Origin of the sequence: Streptomyces sp. NPDC057010, from assembly GCF_042673805.1 — a bacterium.
Classification (GTDB): domain Bacteria; phylum Actinomycetota; class Actinomycetes; order Streptomycetales; family Streptomycetaceae; genus Streptomyces.
The window spans coordinates 145,981-160,522 of sequence record NZ_JBHUSC010000004.1 but is presented as its reverse complement, the minus strand read 5'-3'; the positions used below and the strand labels follow the sequence as shown (position 1 = coordinate 160,522).

The window sequence follows — 14,542 nt, the reverse complement described above, 5'->3', positions numbered from 1 at the left end:
ATGGGTGATTCCAACGGCCCACGCCGTGAACCGCAGGTCCGGGTGGCGAAGTGGGGAAGTCTCGGCCGTCGCCATGGGTGTGGGGCAATCCGGTGCCACGTACTCCATCGTGGTGTGCAACGCCGGGGACGATTCGGCGAGGGGCAGGTCAGGGTTCTCGAGCAGTTGCCGGCCGGACTCACCGAGACGGGGCTGAGCGGAGAGGGATGGCAGTGCAAATGCTGCAAATGCTGCCACTCAGGGCGAGACGGACTACACCGTCATCACCGGTGGCCCCTGTGGCGGTAACGGCGGAGGCGGAGGAGGCGGGGGCGGGGATGGCGACGGAGGCGACGGTGTGTCCCTCCTCGGCATCAACCTCAGCGGGCTCATCTCGCAGAACTTCAGCAACGTCAACACGGGCACCATCAAGACCCCCAACCCCTACGCCATCCCCCACCGCTGAGAAATCCAGTCGACGGGCGAGCGCGCGACGCAGTGTGATGGGCCGGACTGTCCGCCGCACGCAGCGGGCCGACTCCAGGAGTTGCTCTTGGCAACCGGGACCCCGGCCACCCGCCCCGCGATCGATACCTCACTGGTCAGACGCCTGGTCGATACCCAGTTCCCGCAGTGGGCCGAGCTGCCCCTGCAGCCGCTCGAACCAGCCGGATCGGACCACGTGATCCACCGGCTGGGCGAGGAGCTGACCGTCCGACTGCCCTGCCATGCCGGCGCCATTGGGCAGGCCGGGAAGGAGTTCGAGTGGCTGCCCCGGCTCGCCCCGCACCTGCCCCTGCCCGTTCCGGTCCCGGTAGAGGTGGGGGAACCCGACTTCGGCTATCCGTGGCCGTGGGCGGTCTCCCGCTGGCTGGACGGCGAGGTAGCCACTGCCGGGGCACTTGCCGACTCGTCCGAGGCAGCCGTCGAACTGGCCCGGTTCCTGAGGGCACTTCAGCGGTTCGCACCCGAGGAGGTTGCGGCCGGAATCTCCCGCGCAGACCTCACCGCCCAGCCGCTGGCCGCGCGCGACGGGGCGACGCGCGCCGCCATCGCGGAAGTCGCCGGCACGTTCGACGCCGTGGCCATGACCGAGCTGTGGGACGCGGCACTCAATGCCCCCGGATGGGATCGCCCCCCGGTCTGGTTCCACGGCGACTTCCACACCGGCAACCTGCTGACCGTCGACGGCCGCCTCAGCGCGGTCATCGACTTCGGCGAGCTGGGCATCGGCGACCCGGCCCGTGACCTGACCATCGGCTTCACCCTGATGTCGGCCGAACCCCGGGCGGCCTTCCGCGCCGCGCTCGGTGTGGACGACGCCACCTGGACCCGAGGCCGCGGCTGGGCCTTGGCCACGGCCCTGAACGCCCACTCGCGTATGCCGCCGTCAACCTGAGAGTCGCCGCGCAGACCACCCGTCAGATCACCCAGGCCCTCATCGGCTAGGCAACCCGCGGATCCAGTGCGGCCTTGACGGCCGCCTCCACTGCCGCGCACCACGCAGCAGATCCTGAGTGGCCAGCCGGGTCAGGACAGGCCGATCTGGCCCGAGCGGGCTGGTCCTGCGCTAGCCTCGTGGCAGAACTATTCCCGGGAGGGCCCGATGCGGATCGTCTTCGACGAGGCGGAGCAGGACGCGCTGCGCGCTGACGCGCGGGACCTGGCAGGTGATGATCCGCAGATCGCCTACGTGCTTGAGCGCCTGGCCGGCGAGGGCATCGATCTGGACCGGATCACCCCTTGGGAAGACCTGCGGGAGAACCTCGGGCAGCCCCCGCTGGATGACAGCGGTTCCTCTGCGAACGTCGCCTGATGGGCAAGCACGGCCCGCGGCGCGCCCGCGTCGTCTTCTACGACGTGGCGCAGGAGCAGATCGAGCGGATGTCCGAGATGGAGCGCGCACGTCTTGATCCAGTGCTCGTCTCCGTCTCCCGGAATCCGGAAGTCGGCGTGCTGTCGAAGCACGGGTCCGTCCGCGAGCACCGGGAGGACGGGGTCCGCATTCTGTACGTGCCGACCGCGTTGGGCACGCTGGTCCTCGTCGCGTACGTCGAGGCCTGACCGCAGCTGGTCCGGGGGCCGGGTCGGGCGTGGACTGCGGGGAACGGAGGGGCGGTGCGCGTCGACGGGTGACGGAGTTCCCTGGATTCGATGTGCTGTTGAGCCGGTTGGCGGAGCAACGCGGGCTGTGCGTTGACGACCTGTCGCGCTTGGCCGATGTCCCGGAGGCCGAGGTGCGGGCGCTGTTGGACGGTGCACGCCCGGCTCGTCGCTGCTGCGGCGGCTCGCCCCGCTGTTCCCGCTGGAGGCCGAGGACCTGTTCGTCATTGCCGAGGTGGCTTTGCCGCCGGGGATGACGCCCCTTGACCCTCGGGCCGGAACGGCTCTAGCTCACCTCGCTCGGCACGCAGCCCAGTTGCCGCGGGTTCAACGGGACCAATTGCGTCGGCTCGCGCAGTCGCTGCCGCAGGAGCACCGCACCCAGCCGGTCCCGCCCGGTCCTGGTGCACTGCTCCTGCGCTTGCTCGCCAACCGGAACCTGGGATGGGTGGCGGGGGCACAGACATTCCTGGCCCTGACCGGCCGGTATTGGTCTGCGGCAACGTACGGACAAGTCGGCCACGGCCGCGTCGAACTCACACCCGATCTCGTGGCCGACTTCGCCACCGTGCTCGGCATCCGCGCCGACGACCTGGCCGCACTGACCGGCATCGCCCTGTAGGACGGGACGGTGCCCCCGTCAGAAGCCGCCGTCGAGTGTGACACCGCGGAGAGCCTGCGTTGAGAAGCGAGCGCAGAAGGTAGTCACGCAGTTGCCGGCAGCCCGACCGCCCGTGCTGCGCCGCCGGGGCTGGCGCTGGCTCCCCCACCTCCATTCACGAGGGTTACGACGCCATGCACCTCTTGTGCCGCAGTACGTGCCGTGCGGATCCGACGGAAGCCGGGTGCGAGGCTCACACGAGCCGGATGAACGCCTGTGCGTCGGCCACCGCCGCTCCGCCGGGGTCGTTGTTGAAGTAGGCGAAGACGTCCGCGTCGCGGGGCCAGGTGTCGGCGATCCGTTCCGCCCAGCTGCGCAGGGCGGTACGGCCGTACCGCGGCCAGGGGTGGGCGCGGCCCTCGTGGAAGCGGACGTAGCCCCAGTCGGCCGTGCGCCAGAGTGGGGTCACGGGCCGCGATCCCCGGTCCGCCCAGCACAGGGCCGCGCCCCGGTCAGTCAGCACCGATCGCACCTCCGGACTCCACCACGACTCGTGACGGGGCTCGACGGCAACACGTACACCGGCGGGGAAACAGGCCAGGCAGCGGTCGAGCGCGTCGGGATCGCCGCGCAGCGTGGGCGGGAGTTGCAGCAGGACCGGGCCGAGCCGGTCCGCGAGGGAGGCGGCGTGCTCCATGAGCCTGTGGACCGGTTCGGCCGGGTCGCGCAGGCGCTTGATGTGAGTGAGGAACCGGCTCGCCTTCACGGCCATCACGAAGCCGGGCGGAGTCCGCTCGCGCCATTGGGCGAACGTCTCGGGTGACGGCAGGCGGTAGAAGGCGTTGTTGCTCTCCACGGTCCGGAAATGCCGCGCGTACTCCTCCAGCCACAGCCGCTGTGGCCGGTCCGGGGGGTAGAAGACGCCTGACCAGTCCCGATACTGCCAGCCGGAGGTGCCGACGATCACGGCCATACCGTTCGCCTGCCCCTGGGTGGCCCGTCCACACCTGGCGGGGCTTGTCGAGCTGCATGCGCAAAAACGCTCGGCCCGGTTTCCCGGCCGAGCGTTTCCCTGCCTGTTGGCGGTTTAGTACCAGTGGTTGGCGGACCAGAAGTTCCAGGCGTCGACGGGGCTGCCGTAGCGCTCGTTCATGTAGTCCAGGCCCCACTTGATCTGGGTGGCCGGGTTGGTCTTCCAGTCGGCGCCCGCGGAGGACATCTTCGACGCGGGCAGGGCCTGGACCAGGCCGTAGGCGCCGGAGGAGGCGTTGGTCGCGGTGTAGTCCCAGCCACTCTCGTGGGAGACGATCTTGTCGAACGCAGCGAACTGGGCCGGGTCCTTGATCATCTGCTGGGCGATCGCCTTCGCACCCATCGGGGCAGCCTGCGCGGGAACCGCGGCAAGCATGGAACCGGCGACGCCCAGGGCGAGGACGGTACCCGCGAGGGTCTTCTTCGAAGCGGCGATGCGGCGGATGACGGCGTTGGACACGGATTGACCTTCCGAAGGGGACAAGGACGGTCGCGGGCACGCCGGAGCATGCGTGAGCCACTCACGCGAAGGAGAGGGATTCGTCGGCGGCGGGTGAAGCACCCGGGCCGCCCTGCGACTCATCCAGTTCTACAGACGCCCCCACCCCCTGGCAACGACCCCGCCTACTAGCCGCCCTCGCAGCCAAGGCGCAACGACCCCCCGCCACGGTGGCGCGAAAGGCCGCATAAGGGGTGATTGAGGTCTACTGTCCCGGTTCGTATGTGACCTGGGTCCTGTGGGGCGGCTCACCGCCCAGGGCCCCGGATCTCACCGTCCGTACCCGTCCGTACCCCTTTGGAGTGTGCTCCGGCCCACCACTGACCCCCCGAATCCAAGGAAATGGGAGCGACGGGGAGCCATTTCCCGTGGGTCGGCGCAGCGGGCGGGGGTCAGGGCTTCGGGACGGTGTTGACGTGGTGGGTGCCGGCGCCGTAGAAGCCGTCCACCGTTTTCTGGACGTCCGCCAGGGAAACGGCCTCGTCGGCCTTGTAGTAGAACCAGTTGACCTTCATGTCCCACGTGCGCGGACCACCCGTGAAGGGGAGGTCCACGAACCAGTTGCTGAAGTGGACGTCCATCTTCTCGCGCGCGACGTACTTGCCGGAGCTGGTGAACAGGTCCTTGCCGTCCAGGGAGTAGGTGACCTTCCCGTTCATGGCGGTGATCATCATGGTGTGCCAGCCCTCAAGGCGCTGCTTGAGCGTGTGGTTGACCCGGTCCGGCGGATCGGCCTTGTACCAGCTGACGTTGTCGAGTTCCGGACCCACCGAACCCCAGCCGCCGTTCGGCAGGTACTCGTGGTCGAGTTCGCTGTAGTTGGGCGAGGCGTCCTCGGGGGAAATCGGGAAGAAGGTCTGGACGACGTGGTCGCCGTTGCGGCCGCTCGTGGGCTTGTCGCGGAGGTAGATCCGAGCGGCGAAGGTCCCCGTGAAGAGGTTCCGGCCGGTGCTCTGCACCTCGACCTGCCTGGTGCCCTGCTTGGTGCCGTCGGTGGAGGACTGCAGCTGCAGGACCCTGCCGCCCTGGGCGGTCGTGTCGGCGGGGAAGCCGGCGCCGGCCGCGGACCAGGTGTCCTTGATCCCCGGGCCACCCCCGTCGGTACGGACCTGCCAGCCGTGGGCGGCGAGCGAGGGGTCGTCGGGGCCGCTGTAGTGGAAGTCGTCGAACAGGGTTCCCGGCGGTCCGGACGGGGTCGGCGAGGCGCTCGGGGCGTCATCGGCACCGCCGGCCGACGTGGAGCCGCCGCCGGAGCACGCGGCGAGCACGCACAAGAGGGCGGGCAGCGTGAGCGCGGCCCACGCGCGGTGACGAGAGGTGCGGCGAGGCTGGCTCACGCGGGCTCCTTGGGGCGTAGAGGCGGTATCTGGACACGCCCTTTGCATGAGGATCAATGGCTGATCACACGAGGGGGGTCATCCTAGCCACGGCTCGGACGGGGTCGCGCAGGTGGTCACGGGCGGCTGTGATGCCGGAGCCGCCAGCCTTACCGGCCAGTACCGTCAATTGGTATTTCGATCCGATTACGACGCCCGAGCAGACCGATCCAAATGCATACATCGAGCCAAATTCGATTCAGGCCGGTGCACTAGCGTTCGCCCTGCGATCCCGCGCTCTACGTACCCTGCACTGAAAGGCCTCGCAAGGTGCGCCCAGTCATCACTTCCATGGAACGCGGATCGGCACACCCGGAACCGCCCTACACCTCCACCTCGAGCTTCGAGGAGCCCGCGCCCGCACCGGTGTTCGTCGACCAGTCGGGTCTGCGCGGCCGTCTCCTGCGGGGCCTCGGCTGGCCGGTCTCCGTGGTCGGCGCGATCCTGGCGGTCGCGATGGGCAGCAGCCTGGTCGGCGGGCAGGCGGACGCCCCGGCGATGGGCATACCCGCGCAGCCCTCGGGGTCGCCCGCCCCGCCGCCGGCGCCCTCACCCGCGCCGTCGCTGTCGGCCACCTCCACGCGCTTGCCCATCCCGTCACGCTCGTCGCCCACGTCGGCTTCTGTGGCCTCGTCGTCCTCGCCCCGGGCGGGCACGCCGGCTGTGACACCCCAGGCGAAGACCTCCGCCATCGCGTCGAAGCCCGCGACCACCGCGCCGCGCGGGTCAAAACCTTCGGTCCAACCGACCAAGCACCGCTGATCGTCCGCACCACCCATTTCCAGGAGCGTCATTGTCCCGCCACCAGCGCCGCCGACAGTCCCTGTCAAGGCCGCGCCGACTGGCCGCGCCGCCTCTGCGCTTCTTCATGCCGCTGTCCCTGCTGGCCTGCCTGCTCTCGCTCATCGTCCTGCGCGGCCTCGCGACCAACGAGGCGTTCCACGACTCCCGGGTCGCGGAGTCGGTCGACAAGCACACCGTGCCGGAGAACCTGCTCAAGGGTGGCCCGGTCATCGATGCGCGCGGCGCCAAGAACGAGCACCCCGTGAGCTACCGCATCCCCGACCGCACCGTGGTGCTGAGCTTCGACGACGGCCCCTCGCCGGAGTGGACCCCGAAGATCCTGGAGCTGCTCAAGGCCCGCGACATCCACGCGTCCTTCTTCATCACCGGCGGCATGACCGCGCGCCATCCCGAGCTGATCCGGCAGATCGTCGCGGACGGCCACGAACTCGGCGTGCACACCTTCACACACCCCGATCTGGTGTACCAGTCCCACGCCCGGACCAGCTGGGAGCTCGCGCAGACGCAGCTGGCGCTGGCCGGCGCCGCGGGCGTGCACAGCACGCTGTTCCGCCCGCCGTACTCCTCCAACGCCGCGGCGCTGGACGACTGGACCTACCCGGTGATCAAGTACGTCGGCGCGCGCGGCTACGTCACCGCGTTCATCGACAAGGACACCGACGACTGGAAGCGTCCCGGCGTCGAGGAGATCGTCAAGGCGGCGATGCCGTCCCAGCCCGGTGCGGGCGAGATGATCCTGCTGCACGACGCGGGTGGCGACCGCAGCCAGACCCTCACCGCGCTCGTGCAGATCATCGACAAGCTGCAGGCCCAGGGCTACCGCTTCGCCACCATCTCCGAGGCGCTCGGTGCCTCCAGCGCCACCACGCCGGTGCACGGTTTCCAGCTGTGGGCGGGCAAGGGATACATCTGGGCCACCCAGTTCGCCGTGGTCACCCTGCCGGTGCTGATCGGGCTGCTGGCCGTCGTCGGCTTCCTCAACTTCGGCCGGTTCGCGCTGATGCTCGTCCTCGCACCGATGCACGCCCGCCGCGCCAAGCGGCGGGACGCCTGGGGACCGCCCATCACCGAGCCGGTCACCGTACTGGTCCCGGCCTACAACGAGCGCGAGTGCATCGCCAACACCCTCAACTCCCTCGCCGCGAGTGACCATCCGATCGAGGTGATCGTCATCGACGACGGCTCCACGGACGGCACCGCGGACATCGTCGAGGAGATGGGCCTGCCGTTCGTCCGGCTGATCCGCCAGGTCAACGGCGGCAAGCCCAGCGCGCTGAACACCGGCGTCGCGGCCGCCTCGCACGACATCATCGTGATGATGGACGGCGACACCGTCTTCGAGCCGTCCACCGTGCGCGAGCTCGTGCAGCCCTTCGGCGACCCGGGGATCGGGGCGGTCGCGGGCAACGCCAAGGTCGGCAACCGCGACAGCCTGATCGGCGCCTGGCAGCACATCGAGTACGTCCTCGGCCACAACCTGGACCGCCGGATGTACGACATGCTGGGCGTCATCCCGACCATCCCCGGCGCGGTCGGCGCCTTCCGCAAGGCGGCCCTGCAGCAGGTCGGCGGGATGAGCGACGACACCCTCGCCGAGGACACCGACATCACCATCGCGGTGCTCTGCGAGGGCTGGCGGATCGTCTACGCCGAGCACGCCCGCGCCTGGACCGAGGCCCCCGCGAGCCTCCAGCAGCTCTGGTCCCAGCGGTACCGCTGGAGCTACGGCAGCATGCAGGCGATGTGGAAGCACCGCGGCGCCGTGACCTCGCGCGGGCCGGCCGGGCGTTTCGGCCGAATCGGACTGCCGCTCGTCGTGCTGTTCGGTGTGGTCGCCCCGCTGCTGGCGCCGCTGGTCGACATATTCCTGCTGTACGGGGTGCTGTTCGCGGACGCCTCGATCACCCTCACCAGCTGGGGCGGCTTCATCCTGCTCCAGGCCGCTCTGTCCTGGTACGCCTTCCGGCTCGACCGAGAGAAGCCCTGGCACCTGATCAGCCTGCCGATCCAGCAACTGGTCTACCGGCAGCTGATGTACATCGTCCTGTTGCAGTCCGCGATCACGGCGATGACCGGTGGCCGACTGCGCTGGCAGAAGCTCCGGCGCACCGGCGAGGTCGCTGCACCGGTGGAGGCCTGACCGTGACTGCATCCATCGACCTCGGGCGCACCCAGGACACCCTCCGGCTGCGCATTCCCGCCGCCCTGCGACCGGGGCCGGAGGCAGAGGCGGGGGCGGAGGCACCGCCCCAGCGCAAGGGCGGGCGGGACCGCTACCTCGACCTGCTGCGCGCGCTGGCGCTGGGCCGCGTGGTGCTCTACCACAACTTCGGCTGGTTCTGGCTGCCCCTCGTCTTCCCGTCGATGGGCGTGATGTTCGCGCTGGCAGGCTCTCTGATGGCCCGCTCGCTCAGCCGTCCCGCTCTCGGCGTGATCCGCGGCCGGCTGCGCCGCCTGCTGCCGCCGATGTGGCTGTTCGGCGCCATCATGATCACCCTCCAGATCCTCGACGGCTGGGGCCCCGGCTCCGAGGGCCGGCCCGCCTGGTGGTGGGCCAAGCTGGCGTTCTGGATCCTGCCGCTGAGCACTCCGCCGTACGCGGAAGAGCTGGCCGGCTTCCAGCACCACGTGGAACTCACCTGGGCCGCGCAGGTCATCGTCCCGCTCTGGTACCTCCGGGCCTACCTCTGGTACGTCCTGCTCTCACCGCTGCTGCTCCGGGCACTGCGGAGGTTTCCGGTGGTGACGCTGTCGGCGCCGCTGGCGCTGGTGATCGTCATGAACGCGTTCTTCGCCGACCAGGAGTTCATCTACAGCCGGGTCTGGGAGACCGCCAACGACTTCGCGACCTTCGGCGCCTGCTGGATCCTCGGCATGGCCCACCAGGAGGGGCTGCTCAAGAAGATCCCGCAGTACGTGGTGCCGTCCATCGCGCCGCTGGTCATGGTGGCCGGCCTCTGGTATCTGCAGACCCGGCCGGTCGATCCGACCGAAGCGACCGACATCGAGTCCTGGCCGATCGCCCAGGCCCTGTGGTCCCTCGGCTTCGTCGCCCTCCTGCTCCACGTCAGCCCGTCATGGGAGGTGTGGCCCAAGCCGCTGGAACGCTGGAACGGGCTGGTCAGCCTGCTCAACGCACGCGCCGTCAGCGTCTACCTCTGGCACGAGGTCGCGCTGGTGCTCGCCGTCCCGCTGATCGACCCCCTCTGGACCGTCCACTTCATCTCCACGCACTTCCGGTGGCTGCTGGCCAGCCCGTGGTTCACGCTGCTGGCGGCGATCCCGTTGATCGGCCTGCTGGTGCTGACCTTCGGCTGGATCGAGGACGTGGCCGCCAAGCGCTCGCCACGGCTCTTCCCGTACCCGCGCCGCCAACGGGGCAGGCGCCGGGCCGCCTGATGCCGACGACGGCCCGGCCCCGCTGGTGGGCCGTTGAGGGCCCGGCTACCGGGCCGCGCGTACGCTCGTCCCGCGCGCGGACCTGCGGTGCTCGGTCGGGGTGATCCCGTACACCTCGCGGAACGCCCGGCCGAACGCGGCGGTGTTGCAGAAGCCCCACCGGAGCGCGATCGCCTGCACGGGCTGCCCGTCCAGCTCCGGGCGCGCGAGATCGGCGGCGGCGCGTTCCAGCCTGCGTTGACGGATGTGCGCCGCCACGCTCAGGGGCTGGTCGGCGAACAGGTTGTATAGGGTGCGCAGGGAAATGGCGTGCCGGTCGGCCACCGTCTGCGGCGTCAGGTCCGGGTCGCCGAGGTTGTTCTCGATGAAGCGGTGGATCTGCTGCAATGCCTGCTGTGCGCGGGCCTCGGCGGGCGCCTGGTCAGGCTCCCCGAGCTGCTGTGCGAGGAACGCGGTGGTCAAGTCGAGGGTGACGGAGCCCAGCGCGCGCAGTTCCTCCGGGCGGCACTGCGGGCCGCGCGTGACCAGCGACTTCAGGAAGTCGGCGAGGATCGCCCCCGACCCCGCCGCCGCGCACAGGCTCTGCGCGAGGAGGCGGTCGACGCGGTCCGGGTTCAGTGCCAGGGCCTTACGGGGGATCTGCATGACCACCGTCTCGGTCTGCCCGCCCGTGCATGCTCCTTCGCTCGGCCGTGAGGTGTCGGTGAGCACGAGTCCCCCGGCGACCATGGATTCGTTGCCCCGCTGGGAAATCCTGGCAGCGCCTCGCGTGATGAGCGCCAGCTGCAAGTGCTCGGGATCGCCGCGCCGTACGTGACTGGAGGTGCGGCGCGAGAGCAGCGGTGAGCAGGTCAGAGCGGAGAGCTGCACCTCTCCGAGGTCGAGGTAGGAGAAGCTCGCCCGGAAATCGGCAGCATGACGGGAACTGAGCATGACGGGCATCACCTCGCTGGACACCGTCTGGCAGAACCAATCGAACCTGTCTCTGCTGGCAACCGCCGCAGTTGACACTTCCAACAACCCACACGCTCCCCTGCCCCGTTCTCGACATCAATTATCAGCCGGAACCTGCGGGTGTCAGGACCGGTCGGGGCATGGATCACGGCGGCGGGCCCTCGTGGAGGGCGAGGGCCCGCGCCCGCGCAGGGGTTCAGCCCCGGGGCAGCAGTTCCAGGGCGCGGCCCTGCGCGTCCCGTACGATCTCCCGCACTGCGACCACCGCGGCGCGGGCGACCGGCCCCCGGATGCGGGGAAACAGGACGCCGGTCCCGTCCAGTGGGGAGCCGGGCGCGGGAGCCGTCCACTCCACCGGGGCGTCGAGCCGGCTCTGGTCGATGACCAGCGCCAGCAGGGTCCCTGCCGTGCCCCGGTGGAAACGGCCGGCCGCGGCCAGCACCGCCTCCTCCCTCGGCACGCAGTGCACCGTCCCGTCGCGTGCCAGCGAGGCCGGCTCGTAGGGCCGGTCGGGCCGCGCCAGCCACTGCGCGAGCGGAGCCACGTGGTAGAGCAGGCTCCCCTCCTGCCGGGGGGCGGGGAGCCGCGCCTGTCCGGCACCCGTGGTGGGGGCTTCGGGCGGCGACCAGTGGCCCAGGGAGATCTCCGCCGTGATCCCCGGACCGAACCCGGCCAGCAGCCCGCGCCCTCCGGGCCGCGGGCCGCCCTCGGCGAAGAGCCGGGCCAGGGCGTCGAACACGACGGCGCTGGCGATGTTGCCGCGCTCGGTGAGCGTGGCCCGGCTGTGCCGGAAGACGTGCGCGGGCAGCCCCAGGTGCTCCCCCAGGTCGTCCAGGATCCGCGGCCCGCCGGCGTGCACCAGGTAGAAGTCCAGCTCCCCGACGTCCCAGGCGTACGGCTCCGCCATCGCCCGCAGCGCCGGAGCCAGCACCCCCATCGTGGCGGGCACCCGCTTGTCGAGCCGGAAGTGGAACCCGGTGTCCCGGACCGCGTACGAGATCCACTCCTCCGTCCCGGGTACCAGGTGGGATCCGTTGTGCTCCAGGCGGATCCCGTGCCCGCCGTCCCCGCGCACGACGACGGCCGCCATCGCGTCCCCGAAGAGGCCGTTGGACAGCAGGCTGCCCACGTCCAGGTCGGTGGGCTGGTACAGCAGCGAGCAGAACTCACACGCGACGATCAGCACATTGCGGCCCGGATAGGCCGTCACGAAGTCGTGGGCCCGGTTGACGGCCGCACCGCCGGCGGCGCACCCCAGCTGTGCGACCGGCAGCTGCCGGGTGTCCGAACGGAAACCCATGCTGTTGATCAGGTGGGCCGTCATCGAGGGCATCATGAAGCCCGTGCACGACACGTACACGATCATGTCGATGTCGCGGGCGCCGAGCCCGGCGTGTGCCAACGCCCCCTCCACCACCTGCGGGAGCCTCCGCCTGGCCTCCTTCTCGTAGACCAGGTTGCGCGCCTCGAAGCCCGGGTGGCGCAGGGCCTCTTCCAACGGCTGCACCAGATGGCGCGTCCGCACCCCGGTGTTGGTGATCAGCCGTAGTACGAGGTCCAGTTGTGGATGCCCGGCGAGCAGGGCGCGGGCGGTCTCCAGGGTCTCCTCGGCGGTGACCACGTACTCGGGGACCGCCACCTGCGGACGGCACAGGGTCGCCACCGCGCTCACCACGCCACCGGCAGCGCGAGCGGGTAGCGCCAGATCGACCGCGTGTTCCAGCGGATCTCCTCGGCGGGCACCGCCAGGCGCAGCCCGGGGAAGCGCGACAGGAGCGTGCCGACCGCCGTACGCAGCATCAGTCGGGCCAGGTGCGAGCCGAGGCAGTGGTGCATGCCCCAGCCAAACGTCATGTGCGGCGCCGGGCAGACCCGTTCGAAGTCCAGCTCGTCGGGACGCTCGTACGCGGCCTCGTCGCGGTTGGCGGTGAGGTAGGAGACGTGGACGGCGTCACCGGCGCGGATGGTCACCCCGCCGACTTCTACGTCCTCCAGGGCGACGCGCGGGATGCCCACGCCCTGGCGGAAGGGGATGTGGCGCAGCAGTTCCTCGACCGCCTGCTCCAGCAGCTCGGGGCGGGCCCGGAGCCGGGCGAGGTGCGCGGGGTGGGTGAGGAGGGTGAACACCATGTTGGACATGTCGTACGTCGTGGTGTCGTGACCGCTCACCATCAACAGCTGGGCGAGTACGGCAAGTTCTGCATCGGTCAGGGTCTCGTCACCGATCCGCGCGGTGACCAGGGCGGAGAGCAGGTCCTCGCCGGGCGCGGCACGGCGCACGGCGGTGAGCTCGTCGAAGTAGCCGCGCAGCTCGTGCTTGGCCGCGACGGCCGCGTCACGCGCCTCCGGTGTCATCGTCATCATCGCCACGGCCCGGGCGCGCAGCCGGGGGCGGTCCTCGGCGGGGATCCCGAGGAGTTCACAGATGGTCTCGAGCGGCAGCCGGCCCGCCAGGTGCTCGGCCAGGTCCGCGCCGGGGCCCTCGGCCTCCATCGCCGAAAGCAGGGCGTCCACCCTGGCACGCACCCACGGGCCCATCCGGTCCAGCTGGCGGGGACCGAAGGCGTGGGTGACGAGGCGGCGGACCCGGGCCAGGACGGGCGGGTCCATCAGGTTGATCGCCTCGGGCTGGGCGATGGGCGCCGGGGTGATGCGGGGGAAGTCCGCGCCGACGAGCGCGGCCCGGCTGAAGCGCCGGTCCGAGGTGACCAGCTGGACGTCCGCGTAGCGGGTCACCAGCCAGCACGGCCCGCTGCCGTAGGGCATCTCGACCCTCGCGACGGGCTCCTCCCGGCGTAAGGAGGTCATGAACGGATCGGGCTCCAACGCCACGTCGTGGCGGAACGAGTATGTCTGGCTCACATCATGATCAAACGACCGGTGACCAGCGCGGTCACGCGCCGATCACCGGCCCTTCAAGAGGTCGCCGATGCCTTGAGGGCCTACGGCGGGGGCGCAATCCAGTCCGCCTGGAGCTGCGGAGCCAGGCTCCCTCCGAAGAAGTGCGAGCTGGCCGGGTTTCCGGTGTTCTGATAGGCCTTGAGAGAGATCCTGTCACCGACATCCAGCGCTAGAGTCGTGGCGACGTCCTGCGTGATTCCAGAGCTCGTGTCGCCCGGGTTGGTGTTCTGCATGTCCACCGCGGCCAGAGCATCGTTCACGAAGATGCCCAGCATGTATTCCTTTCCGTCAGCCGGAGCGGGCGGACCGAACTCCCAGCCGAGCTTTCCCTTGAGGAGGAAGCGCCCGGCAGTGTTGACCACCAGCTCGTCCGCTGCGTCGTCGAACATCGCGTCCGTGTCGTAGTCGGCCGCGCTGAAAAAGATCTTCGTCGGGGTGTCATGCGGGATGGACTGGCCGAGCGAGCTGAAGATGCTCGCGCCGACATTGACCGTGGCCTCCGGATCCCCGGGGCGTTCCTTCTTGCACTTGTCCTTGCCGCCATGGTGCTGCGAGTCCCTGCACTTGCCGTCTCCGTCGAACAGTCCGCTCGGCGCGGTCACGCGCTCGCCCGCGCCCTGAGCCGCCTCCGCGGTCGGACCGACCGCACCAGCCGCCAGGAGCAGTGCGAGTGAGGTCATCGCGCCGCCGGCCATTCGCCTGGCCCGACGCGGCACAGTCCTCGGCGGAAGGCCTCTCCTGCTGTCAGAACCCACCTAGACACTCCTCGTTCGATCGATTGAGGATTCCATGTCCGAACCCAGGAGCGAGCCTGGGCCATGGGCGGCCTGTCGATCGCCATGCCCGCCGGGAACACGCCGAACATGAGCAGCTCGGAGTAACGGCGGACGGTCT

The 14,542-nt window shown here is 70.1% G+C and carries 13 protein-coding genes and 2 pseudogenes; 6 read left to right on the top strand and 9 right to left on the bottom strand.

Translation table 11 applies throughout. The features are described 5' to 3' along the window. Window positions 1–532 precede the first annotated feature (532 nt). From ACFTXQ_RS06635 to ACFTXQ_RS06620, 4 genes and pseudogenes are all read left to right on the top strand, one after another. A pseudogene (locus tag ACFTXQ_RS06635) lies at window positions 533–1,428 on the top strand (aminoglycoside phosphotransferase family protein). Between the two features lie 157 nt (window positions 1,429–1,585). Then, window positions 1,586–1,795 (top strand): hypothetical protein, encoded by a 210-nt coding sequence (locus ACFTXQ_RS06630; RefSeq protein ID WP_382636493.1) that lies wholly within the window; start codon window positions 1,586–1,588, stop codon window positions 1,793–1,795. Beyond that, window positions 1,795–2,043, top strand: a complete 249-nt coding sequence (locus ACFTXQ_RS06625; RefSeq protein ID WP_382636491.1) for a hypothetical protein — start codon at window positions 1,795–1,797, stop codon at window positions 2,041–2,043. The genes ACFTXQ_RS06630 and ACFTXQ_RS06625 overlap by 1 nt, the downstream gene beginning before the upstream one ends. A gap of 487 nt (window positions 2,044–2,530) precedes the next feature. After that, entirely contained in the window at window positions 2,531–2,704 is a 174-nt protein-coding gene (locus ACFTXQ_RS06620; RefSeq protein WP_382636490.1) for a hypothetical protein, read from the top strand. A gap of 232 nt (window positions 2,705–2,936) precedes the next feature. Here ACFTXQ_RS06620 and ACFTXQ_RS06615 read toward each other — a convergent pair whose 3' ends face one another. The 4 genes from ACFTXQ_RS06615 to ACFTXQ_RS06600 all read right to left on the bottom strand — a co-directional run bounded on the left by ACFTXQ_RS06615 (window position 2,937) and on the right by ACFTXQ_RS06600 (window position 6,342). Further along, complete coding sequence (locus tag ACFTXQ_RS06615; protein ID WP_382636488.1) at window positions 2,937–3,656, bottom strand: DUF72 domain-containing protein; 720 nt, start codon at window positions 3,654–3,656, stop codon at window positions 2,937–2,939. A gap of 114 nt (window positions 3,657–3,770) precedes the next feature. Continuing rightward, a complete protein-coding gene (locus tag ACFTXQ_RS06610) occupies window positions 3,771–4,175 on the bottom strand; it encodes a transglycosylase SLT domain-containing protein (protein ID WP_382636487.1) in 405 nt (134 codons plus the stop codon). A 431-nt stretch (window positions 4,176–4,606) separates the two neighbouring features. Beyond that, window positions 4,607–5,551 (bottom strand): glycoside hydrolase family 16 protein, encoded by a 945-nt coding sequence (locus tag ACFTXQ_RS06605; RefSeq protein ID WP_382636485.1) that lies wholly within the window; start codon window positions 5,549–5,551, stop codon window positions 4,607–4,609. A 362-nt stretch (window positions 5,552–5,913) separates the two neighbouring features. Beyond that, entirely contained in the window at window positions 5,914–6,342 is a 429-nt protein-coding gene (locus ACFTXQ_RS06600) for a hypothetical protein (RefSeq protein ID WP_382636483.1), read from the bottom strand. Between the two features lie 41 nt (window positions 6,343–6,383). Here ACFTXQ_RS06600 and ACFTXQ_RS06595 point away from each other — a divergent pair, with 41 nt between their 5' ends. Then, entirely contained in the window at window positions 6,384–8,534 is a 2,151-nt protein-coding gene (locus ACFTXQ_RS06595; protein WP_382636481.1) for a bifunctional polysaccharide deacetylase/glycosyltransferase family 2 protein, read from the top strand. A gap of 2 nt (window positions 8,535–8,536) precedes the next feature. Beyond that, window positions 8,537–9,793 (top strand): acyltransferase, encoded by a 1,257-nt coding sequence (locus tag ACFTXQ_RS06590; protein WP_382636479.1) that lies wholly within the window; start codon window positions 8,537–8,539, stop codon window positions 9,791–9,793. A gap of 45 nt (window positions 9,794–9,838) precedes the next feature. On the opposite strand, the gene ACFTXQ_RS06585 is transcribed toward ACFTXQ_RS06590, so the two are convergent. From ACFTXQ_RS06585 to ACFTXQ_RS06565, 5 genes and pseudogenes are all read right to left on the bottom strand, one after another. After that, window positions 9,839–10,804 (bottom strand): helix-turn-helix domain-containing protein, encoded by a 966-nt coding sequence (locus tag ACFTXQ_RS06585; protein ID WP_382636756.1) that lies wholly within the window; start codon window positions 10,802–10,804, stop codon window positions 9,839–9,841. A gap of 139 nt (window positions 10,805–10,943) precedes the next feature. After that, a complete protein-coding gene (locus ACFTXQ_RS06580; protein ID WP_382636754.1) occupies window positions 10,944–11,291 on the bottom strand; it encodes a DUF952 domain-containing protein in 348 nt (115 codons plus the stop codon). A 48-nt stretch (window positions 11,292–11,339) separates the two neighbouring features. Further along, a pseudogene (locus ACFTXQ_RS06575) lies at window positions 11,340–12,410 on the bottom strand (type III polyketide synthase); the annotation flags it as partial. Between the two features lie 5 nt (window positions 12,411–12,415). Continuing rightward, entirely contained in the window at window positions 12,416–13,555 is a 1,140-nt protein-coding gene (locus tag ACFTXQ_RS06570) for a cytochrome P450 (RefSeq protein ID WP_382636752.1), read from the bottom strand. Window positions 13,556–13,689: 134 nt separating this feature from the next. Then, window positions 13,690–14,328, bottom strand: coding sequence for a hypothetical protein (locus tag ACFTXQ_RS06565; protein ID WP_382636477.1), 639 nt, complete (start codon window positions 14,326–14,328; stop codon window positions 13,690–13,692). Between the last annotated feature and the right edge of the window lie 214 nt (window positions 14,329–14,542).

What these genes read in the sequence shown, in the direction of transcription:
- ACFTXQ_RS06625 (WP_382636491.1), top strand. Translation starts at nt 1,795, where the DNA reads ATGGGCAAGCACGGCCCGCGGCGCGCCCGCGTCGTCTTCTACGACGTG.
- ACFTXQ_RS06570 (WP_382636752.1), bottom strand. Translation starts at nt 13,555, where the DNA reads ATGACCTCCTTACGCCGGGAGGAGCCCGTCGCGAGGGTCGAGATGCCC.
- ACFTXQ_RS06630 (WP_382636493.1), top strand. Translation starts at nt 1,586, where the DNA reads ATGCGGATCGTCTTCGACGAGGCGGAGCAGGACGCGCTGCGCGCTGAC.
- ACFTXQ_RS06565 (WP_382636477.1), bottom strand. Translation starts at nt 14,328, where the DNA reads ATGACCTCACTCGCACTGCTCCTGGCGGCTGGTGCGGTCGGTCCGACC.
- ACFTXQ_RS06615 (WP_382636488.1), bottom strand. Translation starts at nt 3,656, where the DNA reads ATGGCCGTGATCGTCGGCACCTCCGGCTGGCAGTATCGGGACTGGTCA.